22 protein-coding genes are annotated in these 20414 nt (G+C 61.5%); 12 read left to right on the top strand and 10 right to left on the bottom strand.

Annotated elements, in window-relative coordinates; all coding sequences use genetic code 11:
* Positions 1–243 precede the first annotated feature (243 nt).
* The 9 genes from acnA (at position 244) to CXP40_RS14745 (ending at position 9248) form a co-directional block, all read left to right on the top strand.
* Entirely contained in the window at positions 244–2985 is a 2742-nt protein-coding gene (gene acnA, locus CXP40_RS14785; RefSeq protein ID WP_106734362.1) for an aconitate hydratase AcnA, read from the top strand.
* Between the two features lie 176 nt (positions 2986–3161).
* Entirely contained in the window at positions 3162–4727 is a 1566-nt protein-coding gene (locus tag CXP40_RS14780) for a PAS domain-containing methyl-accepting chemotaxis protein (protein ID WP_106734361.1), read from the top strand.
* 296 nt (positions 4728–5023) lie between these two features.
* A complete protein-coding gene (locus CXP40_RS14775; protein WP_106734360.1) occupies positions 5024–5533 on the top strand; it encodes a hypothetical protein in 510 nt (169 codons plus the stop codon).
* Positions 5534–5801: 268 nt separating this feature from the next.
* Complete coding sequence (locus CXP40_RS14770; RefSeq protein WP_106734359.1) at positions 5802–6428, top strand: hypothetical protein; 627 nt, start codon at positions 5802–5804, stop codon at positions 6426–6428.
* A gap of 85 nt (positions 6429–6513) precedes the next feature.
* The gene (locus CXP40_RS14765; protein ID WP_106734358.1) at positions 6514–6750 is read left to right on the top strand and encodes a helix-hairpin-helix domain-containing protein; all 237 of its coding nucleotides are present in this window, start codon (positions 6514–6516) and stop codon (positions 6748–6750) included.
* A 31-nt stretch (positions 6751–6781) separates the two neighbouring features.
* Entirely contained in the window at positions 6782–7144 is a 363-nt protein-coding gene (locus tag CXP40_RS14760) for a VOC family protein (protein WP_106734357.1), read from the top strand.
* Positions 7145–7399: 255 nt separating this feature from the next.
* Positions 7400–8101, top strand: coding sequence for an SDR family oxidoreductase (locus CXP40_RS14755; protein WP_106734356.1), 702 nt, complete (start codon positions 7400–7402; stop codon positions 8099–8101).
* A gap of 24 nt (positions 8102–8125) precedes the next feature.
* Entirely contained in the window at positions 8126–8689 is a 564-nt protein-coding gene (locus CXP40_RS14750; RefSeq protein WP_106734355.1) for a GNAT family N-acetyltransferase, read from the top strand.
* Positions 8690–8711: 22 nt separating this feature from the next.
* On the top strand, positions 8712–9248 hold the full coding sequence (locus CXP40_RS14745) for a DinB family protein (RefSeq protein ID WP_106734354.1): 537 nt from the start codon (positions 8712–8714) through the stop codon (positions 9246–9248).
* A gap of 40 nt (positions 9249–9288) precedes the next feature.
* On the opposite strand, the gene CXP40_RS14740 is transcribed toward CXP40_RS14745, so the two are convergent.
* From CXP40_RS14740 to CXP40_RS14715, 5 genes are all read right to left on the bottom strand, one after another.
* Positions 9289–9996: a type 1 glutamine amidotransferase gene (locus tag CXP40_RS14740; protein ID WP_106734353.1), complete on the bottom strand. Its 708-nt coding sequence runs from the start codon at positions 9994–9996 to the stop codon at positions 9289–9291.
* Between the two features lie 236 nt (positions 9997–10232).
* Positions 10233–10577: a ribonuclease E inhibitor RraB gene (locus CXP40_RS14730; protein ID WP_017679242.1), complete on the bottom strand. Its 345-nt coding sequence runs from the start codon at positions 10575–10577 to the stop codon at positions 10233–10235.
* A gap of 319 nt (positions 10578–10896) precedes the next feature.
* The gene (locus CXP40_RS14725; RefSeq protein ID WP_106734351.1) at positions 10897–11658 is read right to left on the bottom strand and encodes an SDR family oxidoreductase; all 762 of its coding nucleotides are present in this window, start codon (positions 11656–11658) and stop codon (positions 10897–10899) included.
* Positions 11658–12587: an alpha/beta hydrolase gene (locus CXP40_RS14720; protein ID WP_106734350.1), complete on the bottom strand. Its 930-nt coding sequence runs from the start codon at positions 12585–12587 to the stop codon at positions 11658–11660. Before CXP40_RS14720 ends, CXP40_RS14725 begins: the two co-directional genes overlap by 1 nt.
* A complete protein-coding gene (locus CXP40_RS14715; protein WP_177429675.1) occupies positions 12571–14046 on the bottom strand; it encodes an NAD(P)/FAD-dependent oxidoreductase in 1476 nt (491 codons plus the stop codon). Before CXP40_RS14715 ends, CXP40_RS14720 begins: the two co-directional genes overlap by 17 nt.
* A 98-nt stretch (positions 14047–14144) precedes the next feature.
* Here CXP40_RS14715 and CXP40_RS14710 point away from each other — a divergent pair, with 98 nt between their 5' ends.
* The 3 genes from CXP40_RS14710 (at position 14145) to CXP40_RS14700 (ending at position 16710) form a co-directional block, all read left to right on the top strand.
* Positions 14145–15158, top strand: coding sequence for an AraC family transcriptional regulator (locus CXP40_RS14710; protein ID WP_256579455.1), 1014 nt, complete (start codon positions 14145–14147; stop codon positions 15156–15158).
* A gap of 172 nt (positions 15159–15330) precedes the next feature.
* On the top strand, positions 15331–16209 hold the full coding sequence (locus tag CXP40_RS14705) for a DNA-3-methyladenine glycosylase (RefSeq protein ID WP_106734349.1): 879 nt from the start codon (positions 15331–15333) through the stop codon (positions 16207–16209).
* Positions 16210–16212: 3 nt separating this feature from the next.
* Complete coding sequence (locus CXP40_RS14700; protein WP_106734348.1) at positions 16213–16710, top strand: methylated-DNA--[protein]-cysteine S-methyltransferase; 498 nt, start codon at positions 16213–16215, stop codon at positions 16708–16710.
* Positions 16711–16732: 22 nt separating this feature from the next.
* Here the strand turns inward: CXP40_RS14700 and CXP40_RS14695 are convergent, their stop codons facing one another.
* The 5 genes from CXP40_RS14695 to aroC form a co-directional block, all read right to left on the bottom strand.
* Complete coding sequence (locus CXP40_RS14695; protein WP_106734347.1) at positions 16733–17290, bottom strand: histidine phosphatase family protein; 558 nt, start codon at positions 17288–17290, stop codon at positions 16733–16735.
* Positions 17287–17478 carry a PLDc N-terminal domain-containing protein gene (locus CXP40_RS14690; protein WP_037002762.1) on the bottom strand — a complete coding sequence of 64 codons (192 nt, stop codon included), beginning with the start codon at positions 17476–17478 and terminating at the stop codon, positions 17287–17289. Before CXP40_RS14690 ends, CXP40_RS14695 begins: the two co-directional genes overlap by 4 nt.
* Before the next feature lie 61 nt (positions 17479–17539).
* The gene (locus tag CXP40_RS14685; RefSeq protein WP_106734346.1) at positions 17540–18079 is read right to left on the bottom strand and encodes an acireductone dioxygenase; all 540 of its coding nucleotides are present in this window, start codon (positions 18077–18079) and stop codon (positions 17540–17542) included.
* Positions 18080–18095: 16 nt separating this feature from the next.
* Complete coding sequence (locus tag CXP40_RS14680) at positions 18096–19256, bottom strand: MFS transporter (RefSeq protein WP_106734345.1); 1161 nt, start codon at positions 19254–19256, stop codon at positions 18096–18098.
* The gene (aroC, locus tag CXP40_RS14675) at positions 19253–20344 is read right to left on the bottom strand and encodes a chorismate synthase (protein ID WP_106734344.1); all 1092 of its coding nucleotides are present in this window, start codon (positions 20342–20344) and stop codon (positions 19253–19255) included. The genes CXP40_RS14680 and aroC overlap by 4 nt, the downstream gene beginning before the upstream one ends.
* Positions 20345–20414 lie beyond the last annotated feature (70 nt).

Genomic DNA, 20414 nt, shown 5'->3' with positions numbered 1-20414 from the left:
CGAGGCGCGCATGATACCCGAGACCGGAACCCAGAGCCGCTAAACCTGTCCAGCTATACATGTGCTGCCTACATATATGAAGCCGCCAGCCATCGTGTTTCGATGAAATCCGGCCATGCAGACCGGACAGCACATAGCAACCGATTAAGGATATGCGCTAGCCAGACCGCTCAAGCCGAACTAGCTTGAAGGTCTGCCGCCATCAGACACAGCCCGAACCGTGCGGGCCCAAGGAGATGTGCAATGCCCTCCCTCGATAGCCTGAACTGCCGCCGCGAACTGAAAGTCGGCGACGCCACTTACCGCTATTTCAGCCTGCCCGAGGCTGCCCAACGCCTCGGCAACATCGACCGCCTGCCCAAATCGCTCAAGGTCCTGCTGGAGAACCTGCTGCGCAACGAAGACGGCCAGACCGTGCAGCCGCAGGATCTGCAAGCCATGGTCGACTGGCTCGACCAGCGCGCCTCCGACCGCGAGATCCAGTACCGCCCGGCGCGCGTATTGATGCAGGACTTCACCGGCGTGCCGGCGGTGGTCGACCTGGCCGCCATGCGCGACGCCATGGCCAAGGCCGGCGGCGATCCGCAGCGGATCAACCCGCTGTCGCCGGTGGACCTGGTCATCGACCACTCGGTGATGGTCGACCGCTATGCCTCCTCCAGCGCCTTCCACGACAACGTCGAACTGGAAATGCAGCGCAACGGCGAGCGCTACGCCTTCCTGCGCTGGGGCCAGCACGCCTTTGACAACTTCAGCGTGGTGCCGCCGGGCACCGGCATCTGCCACCAGGTCAACCTCGAATACCTGGCGCGCACCGTATGGACCAAAGAAGAAGACGGCGCCACCCTCGCCTACCCCGACACCCTGGTCGGCACCGACTCGCACACCACCATGATCAACGGCCTCGGCGTACTCGGCTGGGGCGTCGGCGGCATCGAGGCGGAAGCGGCCATGCTCGGCCAGCCGGTGTCGATGCTGATTCCCGAAGTGATCGGCTTCAAGCTCAGCGGCAAGCTGAAAGAAGGCATCACCGCCACCGACCTAGTGCTCACCGTCACCCAGATGCTGCGCAAGAAAGGCGTGGTGGGCAAATTCGTCGAGTTCTACGGCGACGGTCTGGCCGACCTACCCCTGGCCGACCGCGCCACCATCGCCAATATGGCCCCGGAATACGGCGCCACCTGCGGCTTCTTCCCGGTGGACGAGATCACCCTCGGCTACCTGCGCCTGTCCGGCCGCCCGGACGCCACCGTGCAACTGGTCGAGGCCTACAGCAAGGCCCAGGGCCTGTGGCGCGAGCCGGGCGCCGAGCCGCTGTTCACCGACAGCCTGAGCCTGGATATGGGCAGCGTCGAGGCCAGCCTGGCCGGGCCGAAACGCCCGCAGGATCGCGTCTCCCTGGGCCAGGTCAGCCAGGCCTTCGACGATTTCGTCGGCCTGCAGCTTAAACCGGCGGCCAAAGAAGAAGGCCGCATGCTCAGCGAAGGCGGCGGCGGTACCGCAGTTGGCGGCGACAAGCAGAGCGGCGAAGTCGACTATGAAGACGACGGCCATACCCATCGCCTGAAAGATGGCGCCGTGGTGATCGCCGCCATCACCTCCTGCACCAACACCTCCAACCCCAGCGTGATGATGGCTGCCGGCCTGCTGGCCAAGAAAGCCGTGGAAAAAGGCCTGCAGCGCCAACCTTGGGTGAAGAGCTCGCTGGCCCCAGGTTCCAAGGTGGTCACCGAATACTTCGACGCTGCCGGCCTGACGCCTTATCTGGAGAAACTCGGCTTCGACCTGGTGGGCTACGGCTGCACCACCTGCATCGGCAACTCCGGCCCGTTGCGCGAGCCCATCGAAAAAGCCATCACCCAGGCCGACCTCACCGTCGCCTCGGTGCTCTCCGGCAACCGCAACTTCGAGGGCCGCGTGCACCCGCTGGTGAAAACCAACTGGCTGGCCTCGCCACCCCTGGTGGTGGCTTACGCCCTGGCCGGCAGCGTGCGCATCGACCTGACCCGCGACGCCCTCGGCACCGGCAAGGATGGTCAACCGGTATATCTGAAGGACATCTGGCCGACCCAGGCCGAGATTACCCAGGCCATCGCCCAGGTCGACACCGCCATGTTCCGCAAGGAATACGCCGAAGTCTTTGCTGGCGACGAGAAGTGGCAGGCCATCGCCGTGCCCAAGGCCGATACCTACGCCTGGCAAGGTGACTCCACTTATATCCAGCACCCGCCGTTCTTCGAGAACATCGCTGGCGACCCGCCACGTATCACCGATATCCGCCAGGCGCGCATCCTCGCCCTGCTCGGCGACTCGGTGACCACCGACCACATCTCCCCGGCCGGCAATATCAAGGCCGACAGCCCGGCTGGGCGCTACCTGAGCGAGCACGGAGTAGACAAGGCCGACTTCAACTCCTACGGCTCGCGCCGCGGCAACCATGAAGTGATGATGCGCGGCACCTTCGCCAACATACGCATCCGCAACGAAATGCTCGGCGGCGAGGAAGGCGGCAACACCCTGCACATCCCCAGCGGCGAAAAGCTGGCGATCTACGACGCCGCCATGCGCTATCAGGCCGAAGGCACGCCGCTGTTGATCATCGCTGGCAAGGAATACGGCACCGGCTCCAGCCGCGACTGGGCGGCCAAGGGCACCAACCTGCTGGGGGTCAAGGCGGTAATCGCGGAAAGCTTCGAGCGTATCCACCGCTCCAACCTGGTGGGCATGGGCGTGCTGCCGCTGCAGTTCAAACCCGGTACCGACCGCACCAGCCTGAAACTGACCGGCAAGGAAGTATTGGCCATCGAAGGTCTGGAAGGCGTGGAACTGCGCCCGCAGATGCCACTGACACTGATCATCACCCGTGAAGACGGCACCCATGAGGAAGTCGAAGTGCTGTGCCGCATCGACACCCTCAACGAGGTCGAGTACTTCAAGGTTGGCGGCATCCTGCACTACGTGCTGCGCCAGATGATCGCCAACTGATGCACCTGCCCTGCCGCGCCATGCGGCAGGGCCTCCCCGTCGGGCCAAGGACGGCTCATGCCGTGACAAAAATGTGACGTCATTCAAAAAGCGATTAAACTCGCCAAAACTGATTCAGCCCTCAACTTCGCCGCTCGCCGGCCGATGACAGGGTATTACAACGACGGATACCTGCCATGCGTAACAACCAGCCGGTCACTCAGCGTGAGCGCACCTTTCCAGCACAACAACGCCTGATATCCACCACCGACCTCAAAGGACAAATCAGCTACTGCAACGACGCCTTCGTCGAAGTCAGCGGCTTCACGCGCGAAGAACTGCTGCGCGCGCCACACAACATCGTGCGTCACCCTGACGTGCCGTCCGCCGTGTTCGAGCACATGTGGACGACCCTGAAGAAGGGCCGCCCGTGGATGGGCATCGTCAAGAACCGCTGCAAGAACGGCGACCACTACTGGGTCAACGCCTACGTCACGCCCGTGACCGAAAACAACCAGGTCGTCGGCTACGAATCCGTCCGTGTCAAACCGACCGCCGAGCAAGTACGCCGCGCCGAAACGCTGTACGCCCGCATCAACGCCGGCAAGTCGGCCGTTCCGGCCAGCAACCAGTGGTTACCCATCGTCCAGGCGTGGATGCCCTTCATCCTGGTCAGCCAGATCGGCTTCATGATCGGCCACTGGATGGGCAGCAACTGGGGCTTCATCCTCGCTGCAGTGCTCTCCGTGCCGCTGGGTCTGGCTGGCATCGCCTGGCAGACGCGCGGCGTCAAACGCCTGCTGCGCCTTGCCGAGCAAACCACCTCCGACCCGCTGATCGCGCAGATGTACACCGACAGCCGCGGCGCCGAAGCACGCCTGGAAATGGCCATGCTCAGCCAGGAAGCGCGCCTGAAAACCTGCCTCACCCGCCTGCAGGACACCGCCGAGCAACTGACCCTGCAAGCGCGTGAAGCCGACAAGCTCGCGCACAATAGCTCGGCTGGCCTCGAGCGCCAGCGCAGCGAGACCGAGCAGGTCGCTACCGCCGTCAACGAAATGGCCGCCACCACCCTGGAAGTGGCCAGCAACGTCGCCCGCACCGCCATCGCCACCCAGGAAGCCAACCGCCTGACCAGCGAAGGCCGCACCATCGCCGCAGAAACTCGCGAAGCCATCCAGCGCCTGTCGCAATCGGTAGGCGATACCGGCGAGACCGTGACCCGCCTGGCCCAGGACAGCAGCGAGATTGGCGGCGTGGTCGACGTGATCAAAGGCATCGCCGACCAGACCAACCTGCTCGCCCTCAACGCCGCCATCGAAGCTGCTCGCGCCGGCGAAATGGGCCGCGGCTTTGCCGTGGTGGCTGACGAGGTGCGCTCGCTGGCCCAGCGCACTGCCGAGTCCACCGAACAGATCCACGCGCTGATCGCCAAACTGCAGCGCACCGCCGAAGAGGCCGTGCTGACCATGGAAATCGGCCGCAAGCAGGCCGACGAAGGTGTCGAGCGCGTGCTGCAGGCCGATCAGGCGCTGTCCGGCATCAGCGACTCGGTGGCCAATATCGCCGATATGGCCAACCAGATCGCCGCGGCGGCGGAAGAGCAAAGCGCCGTCGCCGACGAGATCAACCAGAACATCACCACCATCGCCCAACTGGCCGACCAGACCGCCGGCGAAGCCAACGATACCGCCAAACTCAGCGAAGCCCTGACCAACACCGCACAGGGCCAATACGCCCTGGTCGAGCGTTTCAACCGCTGAAAAAAAGGCGCAGCGGCTCACCGCTGCGCCTTCTCCTCCACGCCCCGCTTTTTGTAGGAGCGAGCTTGCTCGCGATCTTCCCTACGCTCTTTCCAACCGCCCCCGCTTTCACGTAATTGCCACTTGCCAGCAGTTATCCGACATGGTGTATAACCTCCCAATCACCCCATCGCCTCGCTGCCTCCCGCGAGCTAGAGAAGGATCTTGAAAATGACCAGGAAGGTTATCCACCAAAATAGCCCGCAGGTTATGCACCATTTGGTGTCTATGTATAGTTATGTGAAGAGTATCAACGGATGACTGAACAAGAAATACACCATAAGATGGTCGTTGGCAGCTTCATAAAAAATAAACTGGAAGAATATGAGTACTTCCTAAGAAAAATTATCAGCATTTGCAATCTAGTCAATAATAACTTCCTAGCCGGAATCAACCCCGTCAACACAAGTAATGAAGACATAAACTTCACCTTCAATGCTTTCGTTAACACCTTTCAGTCACTGAAAGACTCTTTAGAAACAGTTACAAGCCAGAAAATTGCTTGGTCATACTTCTCAGAAGTAAGGCACTCTACATTTTTCAAGGAGTGCAGAAATGCCATAACGCATGATGGCATGCAAATCATCAACGCCTACACTGATGGCAAATATTACATTGCGAGCAATATAGAAAGGATTGATAACAAAGGGAAATTTTTTAGCCTTGAAGCTCCGAAGCAAGACATCCTAACTCTGTGTCTAGAGTTCTCTACTGACCTAATGATTAATCGCCGACAACTATGGCCAAAGCATTCCGACTCAAAGTAATGTAGACAAAATGAAATACATTGTACGATACATGAACAGCCCTATTGTTCCTGAGTTTGCACGTACATTATTTCAACAAAATCGTGAAGTTATCGAACAGCAATTAGCAGCACACGCATTCAATCCGGTGGCAGACATTAAAAAGCAAACAGCGAGTATTAGCAGCCTATGTGCTCACACATAACAACATTCAAATCGCTCACTTCGTTCACTGGGACGGGTTAAAGCCCATTCCTTAACCAATCGCTATGCATCTCAGGAGTGCAGTGTGACAAAGGAAGTACTCAACTTATTCTTGGCTGTCTTTTACATTGCAGTAATGGCTGGCGCTATAGTTTTCATTTTCTGGATGACAATTCAGAAAAGAAAGAATATGGAAAGCATGAAAACAAACATAAAGCAAAAGCTTTCATCATCAGTTTTACTTTCCGCAAAAGACATTACATTAATTGGTCGTGGCTTTGATCTATCACCCAAAAACAGCCGCGACGTAATTTATAGACTTTACGCCGAAATTGACGAAGCCGCCTCTTTTTCAGCATTAAAGAAATTAGTGATTGAAATCGAAAAAGAAGAGCCATTCGACGATTTACCTGACGAAGTAAAACCCTCTCTTTCTAGACTGCTCAAGATCATTGAATCATCGCAAGATGACTCAGACAAACACATCCTCCTACCAATAACATCAACCTTAAACAAATACACAGAACTAAAGTCAGAACAAGAAAAAACAAAGAAGCAAACGAACAGAGCCTACATAATAACAATTATTAGCTTTGTGGTTGGTGCAATAAGCTTTTACTTCACACTCAAATCCCCATCAGACATTGATATAAAAAGAGCTATGGAGCAAGTTCTAATTGAACACTCTGTCACCAACAACAACGAGCCGTAAGCACTACAGCATTCAAACCGTTCTTTCCACTCACTGTAGACGGGCTAAAGCCCGTTCCTTAGCTTAAGTGCTGGTAACAATCCCAATGCCATTCCCACCCGACGAACACCAAGCCCTTCTGAACGTTAAAGGCGTAGGCCCGACTGTCGTACAGCGCCTTGAACAGATCGGCATCAACTCGCTTCAGGAACTGGCCGATGCCAGCGTCGGCGATATCGTCACCGCGGTCGCCGCTCAGCTTGGCTCGACCTGCTGGAAGAACAGCCCGCAATCACGTGGAGCTATTCAGGCGGCCATCGATCTGGCCAAATCACGTCAGTAACGCCCTCTCTTTTACCGCCAAGGAATCCGGCATGCCTACCCACGAGAAGATCAACTACGTCGAATATCCCACCCGCGACCTGCCGGCCACCAAGGCCTTCTTCCAGGCAGCTTTCGGCTGGCGATTCACGGACTACGGTCCCGATTACGCCGCCTTCGCCGACGAAGGCCTGGATGGCGGTTTCTTCAGCGCCGAGATGTCCGCGCGCAGCGACAACGGCAGCGCGCTGATCGTGTTCTATAGCGCACAACTGGAAGACACCCTGGCCAAGGTCGAGGCTGCGGGTGGGGAAATCGTCAAACCGATCTTTACCTTCCCCGGTGGCCGACGCTTTCACTTCGTCGAGCCAGGCGGCAACGAGTTTGCCGTATGGTCGGAGCCGAGCGCTCAGTAGTCGCCATCACCTGCGAGCCTGCATCACCTGCAGCGACCGTCGTTCCCGCGCAGGCGGGTACCCAGAACAACTCTCTGGGCTCCCGCCTTCGCGGGAACGACGGTGAGAGCAATCCCCCACACGATAAGTGCTTGCCTGGCATATCCCGTTTGACCCACCACCAGTTCCCCACTTAACGTCCCAGTCTTCCTCTCGGGCGAGCGTTACCCTCGCCGGAGCCATGGAAGAACCCAGCATGAATCAAGGAGGCACAGGATGCGCATCATGGTGATCGGAGCCAGCCGAGGTCTCGGCCGTGCGCTGGTAGACGGCTTGGCGCAAGGCCACGAGTTGATCGGAATTTCCCGTAACCGCCCAGTCGATCTGCCTACAGGCATCCAGTGGATCGAGGCGGATATGAGTGATCCACTGCGGGCCGTGGACGCAATCGAAGCACAGTCGCCTCAGCGCCTGGACGCGATCATCTACAACCTGGGGATCTGGGAAACTCGCGCGTTCGAGGATGACTACAGCTTTCTGCAGGACGACGACGCGCAGATTCTCGAGATGGTCAGCGTCAATATCGGCGCGACCTTGCTGCTGCTCAAACGCCTGCTACCGCGCCTGCTAGGCGGCGCCAAGCCGCAATTGATCCTCACCGGCTCCACCTCGGCCCTGCCACAGAGTGGCCGCCCGGAAGTCACCTTTGGCGCCAGCAAGTTCGCCCTCAAGGGCATTGCCGAGACCCTGCGCGAAGGTTTTCGCGATCAGCGTCTGGCCGTCACCTGCCTGCAACTGGGCTACCTCAATACCCAGGATGGCCTGCAAACACCGGTTGAACAGGCGGCGCAAAATGGCGAAGGTCAGCTGATTCCGTTGCACGATGTCGTCGCTCTGGTGCGAACCCTGCTGAGTCTGTCCGATGCTAGTTACGTGCGCGAGCTGGTACTGCCAGCCATCGCCGACGAGCGCTTTTGAGTACCTGAGCCGCGAGGAAATCCGATGCCCGATTTTTCCGTCACTCTGACGACGCCACGTCTTGTCCTGCGCCCTCTGCAAGCAGCGGATGCTGCGGCGCTGTTCGCGATCTTTTCCGACCCGCAAGTCATGCAGTACTGGAACACGCCACCTTGGAGCTCCGAAGTCGTGGCGCAGGATTTCATCCGCGCCGAGCAACAGGCCATGCACGATGGCCAACGCCTGACCCTGGCTATCGTCGACAGGGAAAGCGCCGAGCTGATCGGCAAATGCCTGCTGTTCAACTATGAACCGGAGTCGCGTCGTGCCGAGATCGGTTTTGGCATTGCATCGTTTGCCTGGGGCAAGGGTTACGTTCAGGAGGCGGCTGGCGAGCTACTGCGCCATGGTTTCGAAGCTCTGAAGCTGAATCGTGTCGAGGCTGAAATCGACCCAACCAACAGCGCCTCCGGTCGTGCTCTGGAGCGCCTGGGCTTCAGCCAGGAAGGATTGCTACGTCAGCGTTGGATCATCGACGGACAGGTGTCGGACTCGGCACTCTTCGGGCTGCTCAGCGAAGATTGGCGCAGCCGCCACAGTCAACGGTAAGTCGTACGCAACAGGTGAAAACATGCAGAGAATCGACCATATCCGCCTGATGGCACGCTACAACAGCTGGATGAACGAACGGCTCTACACAGCGGCTTCCACCCTACCTGATGAAGCGCTGAGTGCCGAGCGTGGTGCGTTCTTCGGCTCGATCCTCGGCACGCTCAATCATCTGCTGGTGGCTGACCGTATCTGGCTGGGGCGCTATAGCGCACACCCGGCGAACTTCCGGTCATTGCAGGCGCTCGCAGGGCTGGAAGCGCCGACGCGCCTGGATCAACCGATGGGTGCGGATATACGCGAGCTGACCGCACTGCGTAAACAGCTGGACAGTTACATCGAAGCCCTGGCCGCCGAGATGGGCGAAGAGCAGCTGGATCAGCCGCTGAGCTACCGCAACATGAAGGGTGTGGCCGCGCAAAAGCACTTCTTCGCCCTGCTGATGCACCTGTTCAACCACCAGACACATCACCGCGGTCAGGCTACGACGCTGTTGACCCAGGCGGGCGTGGATGTGGGTGTGACCGATCTGCTGGCGTTGATCCCTGACGAGCTTTGAGCTGCGGCCAAGTGCCAATGGCACCCGGTCCTCTTCAGGCTCAAAGCCCAGCCAGTTTCAGCCAGTGCGCGTAGAAACCCTCGGCCACCTGATTCAATAACCTGACCTTCCCACTCAGGTCGTCACGCATCTCGTCGATGCTCTGCTGGCTGGGCTGGCTGGCATCGAGCAGGTGTGCCCAGTCGTCTAGCCAGAGCGCGATCAGATCTTCGGTCATCTCCGGGTGGCCCTGCAGCGCCAGCACCTTGTCACCCCAGGCGAAGGCCTGATTGTCGCACCACTGGCTACTCAACAGAGGCTGGGCGCCGTCAGGCAGCGAGAAGGTGTCGCCGTGCCACTGGAAGATGCTGAACACTGCAGGCAGATGCGCCAGCCAGGGGCTATCGACAGCCTCTGCACGACGTTGCATGTGCTGCCAACCCGCTTCGGTATAAGACATGCGACGGACGCTGGCACCCAGTGCCTTGGCCAGCAGTTGGCCGCCCAGGCAGTGACCGATGATGGGAATGTCGCGCTTGATAAAGCGCTGCAACGCAGCAACTTCGTCGGCGATCCAGGGCAACGGGTCATTGACGCTCATCGGCCCGCCCATTACGGCGACCGCCTTGGGCCGCTCCAGGTCGTAACCGTGCAGTTCACCCAGATCGACGCGCAGCACGTCGAAACTGCAGCCACGCGCCTGCAGCGCCTGCGCCAGGTGGGCTGGCGGGCAATAATCGATATGAGTCAGGATCAGAACATCGGCCATAGCTACCTCCGCCGCGCAGTCTGCGCGAGAAGGATTGGCAAGTCGAGGTGGACTGGGAGTTGAAGCCATCGGCCGGACAACCGGCCGATGGTCTGAGCTGATGGACGCCGCTGCATCCACATTTGAGGATGTCCTGAAAAGCCAGCTATCGTCACGCCCGCGAAGGCGGGAGCCCAGATAATTCGCTGGTTCTGGATGCCCGCCTGCGCGGGCATGACAACTTTTTCAGTGTTTCCCTAACGCATGGCTGACGCTTTCACCTCCTGGGTAACGCCCCAGCCATCCATCTTGCCGCCCAGCGGGACGACGATGGACTCCAGGTCATGTTCGAACTCGCCGATACCGGCATGGGTGGCATACATCACTTTGCTGATTTGCAGGTGCCAGATGCCGTCCTCACGGGCGGATATCTGAGCGTTGAGCGACTCGCCGCGAAAGTTTCTGGCCGCCGTTCTGGCCCGTTCTTCGTCGGGAAAGATGGCGTAGAACTCGATCGGGTGAAACTGGGCGAAGTCGAATCCCCCTTCTTTCATCCGACGCAGCACCGATGTGCTGGAGTCTTCGTGGAAGGCTGTGCTCATAAACGACCCCCTCTCAGGCTATGGATGGATTAACCGCTTTCCCAATGCGACCGTCCTACAGACGGTGTCGCGGCCTCTACCGGAAACCTCTGAAAACGCCCTGCGTTTACAGAAGCACCCAAGTGGCGCCGCCCCGAGAATCGAGCTGGTGCTCGATGTGTCTACTGCAAGCGTATCGACGACTGCCCGACAGAACGCCGGGCTGAAAACCGTCACCCCAAGAGTAGCCGCTAAACGCGAGGTTGGCGTCGCCCAGAAAGCCTTTGTGACAAAGCCGACGACCGACGGCAATTGGCCAGCTTGAACCCCTCGCCGGAACTCATGAGCGACTGAGCAAGGCCATCAGTAACCTGTTGATCCAGCCCGGCGTGATCTGCCCGAGGTTGAACAGCAGCCCGAACTGCAGCCCCACCGGGCGATGCACGGTGCTGGCGTGGGCCTGCTTCCAGGCCGCTTCGGCGATCTGCTCGGCCTCCAGGCGCACGCCCAGACGACGCATCACCGGCGGACGCTGCGCCTGACTGCGCACCATCGGCGTGTCGACGAATGGCGGCATCAGGTCACCCACGCGGATGCCATGTTCGCGCCACTCCAGCTCCAGCGCCTCGGTCAGGCCCCGTACAGCGAACTTGCTGGCCGAGTAACTGGCCAGCTGCGGCACGCCGTAGAGCGCCGAGGCCGAGCCCATGTTGATCACCTGCGCGTCCGGCGTGGCCTTGAGATAGATAAAGGCCGCATGGCAGAGGTTGAGCACGCCGAGCACATTGATCTGTACCAGACGCGTGTGTTGCTCCAGCTCGATATCGGCGAAGGCGCCGGTACGCAGAATGCCCGCGCCATTGAACAACAGGCGCAACTGACCACCGCTCTGCGCGCAGAAATCGGCCAGCGCGACTTTCACCGCCGTGGCATCGATCACATCCAGCGGCGCATGCCAGGCGCCACCCAGCTCGGCGGCCAAGGCTGTCAGCGCTTTTTCATCGACGTCGAGCAACCCGACGCGCCAGCCCCGTGCGTGAAACAGCCGCGCGGTGGCGGCGCCAATGCCTGATGCGGCGCCGCTGATGAGAATGTTGTTCATCACACACCCCGCTCACGGAGAAAGGCCGCCACACGGGCGATGGCGTAATCCGCCGCGCGTAACATGCCGACATGCGCCTGGAACACGTGCCACAACCCCGGATAGCGCTCCAGGCGCAGGTTGACCCCAGCCGCTTTGGCGCGCTCGGCCAGGCGCAGGCTGTCATTGAGCAACAACTCGTCTTCGCCCACCTGAATCAGCGTCGGCGGCAGTTGGCTGAGGTCGGCAAACAGCGGCGACAGGCGCGGATCATTGCGCGGCAGGTCGGCCGGGCAGTACAGCTGCGCGGCCTGTTCTATCCAGCTGGGGTGGAGCAGCGGATCGCCGGCAGGCGGCTCGTGCATCTGCTCACCGGTGAAGTCGGTGACCGGCGAAAAGCACACCAGGGCGGCGGGTGCCGGCAGGCCGAGTTCGATAATGCGCAGGCAGCCGACCAGGCTCAGGTTGCCGCCGGCCGAGTCGCCGCCAATGGCGATCTGTTCGGGTCTATAACCGGCGTCCAGCAGCGCCTGGTAAGCCGCCACCACGTCATCGCGCGCAGCGGGATAGGGATGTTCCGGCGCCAGGCGGTAATCCAGCGCACAGACTTCAAGGACAGCGCGTTTGGCCAGGCTGGCGCAGATGCCTCGGTGCGTGTCCGGCCCGCCGATCATGAAGGCGCCACCGTGCAAATAAAGCAGCACGCTACCGCTGCTGGCAGGCGGTCGATGCCATTCACAGGGGCGCCCGGCCAGAGTGTCGGCGCTGCGCGTTAAGCCACGCGGCGTCAGGGTGATGGCGGTGAGTGCGCGCAATATGCGGCGCTGCGCCGGCACGGGCATCGGCGGCCGCACCAGGCCGCGAAAGAACAGACGCAGAAAACCGCGCAACAGGCCGCGCAGCAACATCTGTTCGGCGGCTGGGGCTTTGAAATCAGCGGACGCAGTCATAGTCGGCAAGCTCCGGAGTACGGGTCATGAGGCGATAGGTGAAGGTGAAACCCGGCCAGTTGTTGGTGTTCTTGCCGGTAGCGGTCTTGTACCAGCTGTCGCAGCCCTGTTCCCATATCGTTCGATGGGTCGCCTGTTGCAACTCCGCGTTGTAGTGCCGTTGCACCGTCGGGCGCAGATCGAGATAACGCAGCTGCTGTTCGCGCAGCACCTGTAGGCAGCCCAGCACGTAGCCGTACTGACTTTCGAGCATATAAAGAATGGAGTTGTGGCCGAGGTTGGTGTTCGGCCCGTAGAGCAGAAACAGATTGGGAAAGCCGCTGACGCTGATGCCCTTGTAGGCTTCGGCGCCCTCCTTCCAGGCCTGATTCAGCTCCAGCCCGTCGAGGCCGCGAATGCGCATCGGCGCGAGGAAGTCGGTGGCGGTGAAACCGGTGCCGTAGATCAGCACATCGCAGGGGTGCTCACGACCATCGGCCGTCACCAGGGCGTGCTCGCGCACCTCCCGAATCGCCGCGTCGACGATCTCGACATTGGCCTGCGCCAGCGCCGGGAAGTAGTCGTTGCTGATCAGGATACGTTTACAGCCCATTGGATAGTCAGGCTGCAACTGCGCACGCTTGCCAGCATTGGGCATCTGCCGCTGCAGGTGGCGGGTGAAGCTGTGGCGAAACAGGCGCATCAGCCAGGGGAAGCGGATGAAGGCCAGCGCCCGGCCCTCGTGATGCAGGTATTGCAGGAGGCGGTCGGCGCGCTGCAGCAGCGGCAAACGCTGTTTCAGGGCAATCTCCCAGGGTCGATAGGTACGATCCGGTTTGGCCAGCACATAGGCCGCCGAACGCTGGAACAGACTCAGGCTGGCGACCTTCGGCTGGATCTGCGGCACGAACTGGATCGCCGAAGCGCCGGTGCCGATCACCGCGACGCGCTTGCCGGTCAGATCCAGATCATGGCGCCAGCGCGCCGAGTGAAAGGCCTCGCCACGGAAATGTTCCAGCCCGGGCAGTTTCGGGTAAGCCGGCCGATTGAGCTGGCCGCAGGCACTCACCAGCGCCTGCGCCTCGATCACTTCGCCCCCTGCCAGCTCGACACGCCAAATGCCGCGCTCGGCATCGAAATCGGCACCGAGCACTTCGCTGTTCAGGCGGATGTGCGGACGCAGCCGGTGTTTCTCCACACACTGCAGGATATAGGCATGGATTTCCGCCTGCGGCGCGAACTTGCGCGACCAATCGTGCTTGGGCTCGAAGGAAAAGGAATACAGGTGCGAAGGCACATCGCAGGCGGCGCCCGGGTAGCTGTTGTCGCGCCAGGTACCGCCGACCTCGCCAGCCTTCTCGAGCAACAGGAAGTCGTCCTCGCCGGCCTTGCGCAACTGCATGGCCAGGCCCAGACCGGCAAAGCCGCTGCCGATGATCAACACGCGCCAGGGCGCGTTCGTACGGGGGTTGTTGTTCATTGTGATGACCCGTGTATGACGATGAGCTGATGCTACTTGCCTCGCCCTGCGCAGGTTATGGCATAGTCGGCCAGGATATTGTGATTTTCGGACAATCTATGTCATCTCCCTGGCCTGCACGCCGCAGTATCACCAGCATCCAGCTGCTCACCCAACTGGGGCTCGATCTTGGCCTGAGCCTGGACGAGTGCCTGCATGAAACGGGGCTCAGCCCGATGCAGTTGGCCAGCCTGAACGGGGAGATCGAAGCGCAGCGTGAGCTGCAGCTGATCGCCAACCTGATTGAGGCGCTGCCCGCAGTAGAAGATCTCGGCCTGCAGGCCGGCCGGCGCTACCACCTGACCACCTACGGGGCCTGGGGTTACGCCATTCTCAGCAGCGCCACGGTGCGCCAGGCCGCTGAGCTGGGCCTGCGCTATCACGGCCTGACCTATGCCTTCACCCGCATCAGCCTGAGCCTGGATGGTGCCGTGGCCAGCCTGAATTTCGACGACAGCGCCCTACCCCAGGCGCTGCATGATTTCATCGTTCAGCGCGATATGGTCGGCGCCCTGGTGGTCGTGCGTGAATTACTCGGTAGCACGCTACGACTACTGGATGTGGAACTGCGTCAAGCCGCACCGGCCGATACAGCGCCGTTCATCGCAGCCTTCGGCCAGGTGCCACGCTTTGGCGCGGCGTGCAATCGCATGGGCTTCGCCGCCGAGTTGCTGGACAACCCACTGCCACGGGCCAACCCGCAACTGGTCAGCGCCTGCGAGCAGCAATGCCAGGCATTGCTGGCGCGCCATCAATGGCATCAGGGTGTGGCCGGACGCGTGCGCCAGTTGCTGTTGCAGTCGCCGGGACAGATCGCCGATATGGAACAGGTCGCGGAGCGCCTGCACCTGAGCAGCCGCACCCTGCGCCGGCGCCTGATCGAAGAAGGAACCAGCTTCCGCGCCCTGCAGGACGAGGTGCGCCAGGCGCTGGCCGAAGAGCTGCTGGCCGCTGGTGGCCTGAGCCTGGAAGAGATTGCCGAACGACTGGGGTATGGAGAGCTGTCGAATTTCATCCATGCTTTCAAGCGCTGGAAAGGCATTACACCGGGGCGTTATCAACGTGGCACCTAAGGGTTTGCTCCCTGGTGCGCGCGACGCACCCTACCAAAAGCTCATCCGTCCGAACCTTGGCCCTCCGATACGCGCTTCATGTAGGGTGCGCCATGCGCACCGGCCAGGCCGTCAGAGTTTGAAAGTCATCTTCACGCTGACAAGCCGCAAACGCCGCGCTAGGGTGCCAGCCATGAACATCATCACGCTGCTTCTGCCCTACCAACCGCCCTGGGACTGGCAACAGTTCCACAGCCATTTCGCCCTGCGCGCGATTCCCAGGCTGGAGTCACTGAGCGCGGACAGCTACAGCCGCGGCTTCAGCATCGACGGCACACCCGGCTGGTTTCGGGTCGCCCCGTTGCCAGGGCAGAACGCGCTGGAACTGCGCTGTCGCCTGGCCTCGCCCGCGCATCTGGATCAACTCGAACAGCGCGTGCGGCGCATGTTCGATCTCGACAGCGAGCCCGAGGCGATTGCCCTGCACCTGAGCGCTGACGAACTGCTCGCGCCGCTGCTGCTGCGCAATCCCGGCCTGCGCCTGCCGGTGGCGTTCGATCCGTTCGAACAGGCGGTGCGCGCCATCGTCGGTCAGCAGGTCACGGTCAAGGCGGCGGTCACCATCGTCGGGCGTCTGGTGCAGCGTGTCGGCACGCCGATCGAGACGCCGGAAGCGTTGGGCATCAGCCATCTGTTCCCTTCGCCGCAGGCGCTTGCCGAGGCCGACCTGACCGGTATCGGTATGCCCGGCAAGCGTGTGCAGTGCCTGCAGCACTTCGCCGCGCGCATCGCCGATGGCAGCCTGAAGCTTGATCTGGAAGAAGGCAGCCTGGCACTGATCGAGCGATTGTGCGCCCTGCCCGGCATTGGCCCGTGGACAGCGGAGTACATCGCCCTGCGCGCATTCGGTGAGGCCGACGCCTTTCCCGCAAGCGATCTGGGTCTACTCAAGGCGCCAGTGTGGGGAGCGGAAGGTATCGACGCACGGCGCCTCAAAGCTCACGCCGAGGCCTGGCGTCCGTGGCGCGCTTATGCGGCGGCGCATCTCTGGCACAACTATTCGGGAGGCTGAACCATGCATTACCGCCATCACGACAGCCCTGTTGGCCCACTGTTTCTCGCGGCCGATGAAAGCGGCCTGCAACTGCTGCTGATGGAGCTGGACAGCCGGCCCTGGCGCATCGAAGACCATTGGCAGCCCGCTAGCCGTGAGCTGGACGCCGTGTGTAGCCAGTTGGACGAATACTTCGCCGGCAAGCGCCGCCAGTTCGAATTGCGCCTGGCGCCGAGGGGCACAGCATTCCAGCAGGCGGTCTGGCAGGCGCTGCTGGCCATTCCCTACGGCCGCACCTGCAGCTATTCGGAGCTGGCCAATGTCATCGGGCGGCCGCAGGCAGTACGCGCGGTGGGAACGGCCAATGGCGCCAACCCCATCTCCATCATCGTGCCCTGCCATCGGGTGATCGGCCGTGACGGTAGCCTGACCGGTTATGCCGGTGGCCTGCCGCGCAAGCAGCAGTTACTGGAACTCGAGGGCGTGTTGCAGCCGGCTCAGGCGCAACTGGCTTTGTAACCGGACTCTTTACGAAAAGTGTCTAGGGTGCGGGTATGCGCGCCAGAGGCTCAGCACGTGGACGCAGTGGCAAAGCCAGAATCAGCCCCTCACCCGAAGCGGGAAAGATGCCGGTCAGGGCGGTGATATTGACCTGATGGGAAACCAGCACCAACGGCTCACCAGCAGGCAACTCGTTGATCTGGCGAATCAGCTCGGCGGTCTGCTCGGCACCATCCTCGGGCTGGCCGAAGAACGAATCCAATGCAGCTAATGGATGTACCGGGCCGCGCTGCATGTTGCTGGCCGTGTCCAGCGCACGGCACCAGCGACTACTGAGAAGCCGCGGCTGCTCGATCCCCTGACGCGCGAGCAACTCGCCCCAACGCCGGGCCTCGGCACGCCCTTGAGCGTTGAGGTTGCGCTGGGTTTCGCATTGTCCAAGGCGGAAGCTAGCCGGGTCGCCCGTACCCGACGCCGTGGCATGACGCATGAGTATCAGCGCGCGACCTTCACGCAATGCCTGCCAGGCGTCGGCGTTATCTGCTGCCACACTGAACAGCGGCAGCAGCGCCAAGGCCAGCAGCCACAGACGCCTCATATTCTGACGTTACCGCGCGGCCCCATCAGCGCCCAGATGATCAGGCCGATTACAGGCAACAGCACGATCAGCAGAATCCATAGAATCTTGATTCCAGTTTCCGCGTTGCTCTTGACCACGTTGATGATGGCCCAGATATCCAGGGCGAGGATGACCAGGCCAATCAGGCCATTGAAGGTAGAACCCATGACGACACTCCTGTCTGAAAGGTTACTTTCATAGGATAGCTGGCCACCGGCGCGGGTTCCCTTAGTCACCGAGCCTGGCAAATCGGCTGGCGATATCGTCGTCGGTGCGCACAGGTGCGTCCTCGCTGGCGCTCAGGCGCGCCACCAGCGCATGCGGTTCCTCCCCCAGGTCGAACCAGTAGCGGGTACCCGCTGGCAGCGACAACAGGTCGCCCTTCTCGCCCTGCAGCATGTAGACGTGATCTTCGAGGTGCAGGCTAAGCTGGGCGAAGCCACCGAGGAACAACCAGGCACTGGCCGTCGATTGCGACTGCTCATCCAGATGACGCGCACGCAACTCCAGTTTCTGCGGATGGTTACGCTGCAGGTTGAACAGCTCCTGCTGCACATGGCCTTCCTTGCCCATGAACGCCTGCAGCCACAGACCATAGGCTGCGTCGAACTCGGCCTGCTCACAGCCGGGGCGCAACGCAGCCGGCAGCTCCACCTGGCGATAATCGATACCCGCCGCCGCCAGGGTGCTGGCGATGTCGTCGGCGTGGTTCAGTATCTTGTTCGGCAGTTCCGGGGAGGTGTGCTGGTAGACGGCGAGGCTGCTCATGAAGGGTTCACTCGATTCAGGGCCGCTCGGGCGGCAGACGGGTGGCAATGATGAAGGCGGCCAGCAAGGCTACCAGACTGGCGATGGCAAACGTCCAGGCCGGGCCCAGGCTCTTCCAGCTGTAACCGGCATACAGCGCGCCCAACGCACCGCCAATCCCGGCCAGACTGACATACAGTGCCTGGGCCTGGCCCTGCTGGCGATCGGCGAAGCTGCGTTGCACGAAGTGAATGCACGCAGCATGGAAAGCGCCAAAAGTGGCGGCGTGCATGCACTGCGCCAGCAACAGTACCGGCAGGTACTGGGCCAGGTTGCCCAGCAGCAGCCAGCGCACGGCGGTGATCAGGAAGCTGGCCAACAATACCGCGCGCAGTGAATAGCGTTGCAGCAGCCGCGCCATGACCAGGAACAGCAGAATCTCCGCCACCACCCCCAGCGCCCAGAACAACCCGATGGCGCCGCGGCTGTAGCCAACACCCTCCAGGTGCAGGGTCAGGAAGGTGTAGTACGGACCGTTGCTCAGTTGCATCAGCCCGACGCAAGCGTAGAACGCGAGGATGCCGGGGCGACGCAATTGGCGCAGAAAACCATCCGACTCCAGCGTGCTAGGGCGCAGCACAGGCTGCGCATTGGGCACCCACAAACTGCTGGCGACGATACCGGCCATGATCACCAGCAGCGCTGCCGGATAGGCATCCAGGCTCAGCCATTCGAACAGCAGGCCGAGGCCGACTACGGCGACGATGAAGCCGATGCTGCCCCACAGGCGAATCTGGCTGTAGCGCGCCGCCTGCTCGCGCAGATGAGCCAGGGTGATAACCTCGAACTGCGGCAGCACCGCATGCCAGAAGAAGGCGTGGGTGGCCATGATCAGCGCCAGCCAGGCGTAGCTCTGGCTGAAGAAGATGCCGGCGAAGCAGACCAGGGTGCACAGCGCGCCAAAGCGCACGATCAGCAGGCGCTGACCGGTGTGATCACCCAGCCAGCCCCACAGGTTCGGTGCCAAGCAACGCATCAGCATGGGAATGGAGATCAACTCGCCGATCCGCGCCGGGGAGAAACCCAGGTGATCGAAGTACAGCGCCAGAAACGGCGCGGTACCCCCGAGCAGAGCGAAGTAGAAGAAATAGAAACCGGACAGCCGCCAGTACGGCAGGGCCGCGCCCGCCCGGATCACAGTTGCGGCAGCACCGGCGTGGTTACGCGCACGTCGGCATTCTGCCCACGATGGCGCAGCAGATGATCCATCAGCACGATGGCCATCATGGCCTCGGCAATCGGCGTGGCGCGGATGCCCACGCACGGGTCGTGACGGCCCTTGGTGATGATATCCACCGGATTGCCATCGACATCGATGGAACGTCCTGGCGTGGTAATGCTGGAGGTCGGCTTGAGCGCCAGATGAGCAACGATAGGCTGGCCACTGGAGATACCGCCAAGGATGCCGCCGGCATTGTTGGAGAGGAAACCCTCCGGAGTCAGCTCGTCGCGGTGCTCGGTACCACGCTGCGCGACGCAGGCGAAGCCGGCGCCGATTTCCACGCCCTTGACCGCATTGATGCTCATCAGCGCATGGGCCAGTTCGGCGTCGAGGCGGTCGAAGATCGGCTCGCCGAGGCCCGGCATCACCCCTTCAGCGACCACGGTGATCTTCGCGCCGACCGAATCCTGGTCGCGACGCAGTTGATCCATGTAGGCCTCGAGCTCCGGCACCTTGTCCGGGTCAGGGCTGAAGAAGGCGTTCTCCTCCACCGAATCCCAGGTCTTGAACGGAATCTCGATGGGGCCGAGCTGGCTCATGTAGCCACGGATGACGATGCCCTGGCTGGCCAGGAACTTCTTGGCGATGGCGCCGGCCGCCACGCGCATGGCGGTTTCGCGGGCCGAGCTGCGGCCACCGCCACGGTAATCGCGCAGTCCGTACTTGTGGTGATAGGTGTAGTCGGCATGGGCCGGGCGGAACAGGTCCTTGATCGCTGAGTAGTCCTTGGACTTCTGGTCCGTGTTGCGGATCAGCAGGCCGATGGAGCAGCCGGTGGTCTTGCCCTCGAACACGCCGGAGAGAATCTCCACCTCGTCGGCTTCCTGGCGCTGCGTGGTGTGGCGGCTGGTGCCCGGCTTGCGGCGATCGAGATCACGCTGCAGGTCTTCCAGAGAAATCTCGACACCCGGCGGGCAACCGTCGACGATGGCGACCAGCGCCGGGCCATGGCTTTCGCCAGCGGTGGTGACGGTGAACAGCTTGCCGTAGGTATTGCCGGACATGGGAAGACACTCCGCGAGATTCAGCATCGGCCTGCCACTGCGCAGGCCCGATTCACAAGGTGGGCGAGTA

The sequence above is a fragment of the Pseudomonas sp. YY-1 genome, from assembly GCF_002843095.1.
GTDB classification, from domain to species: Bacteria; Pseudomonadota; Gammaproteobacteria; order Pseudomonadales; family Pseudomonadaceae; genus Aquipseudomonas; species Aquipseudomonas sediminis_A.
The sequence above is the reverse complement of the archived record's forward strand: the minus strand, read 5'-3'. Positions and strand labels throughout refer to the sequence as shown.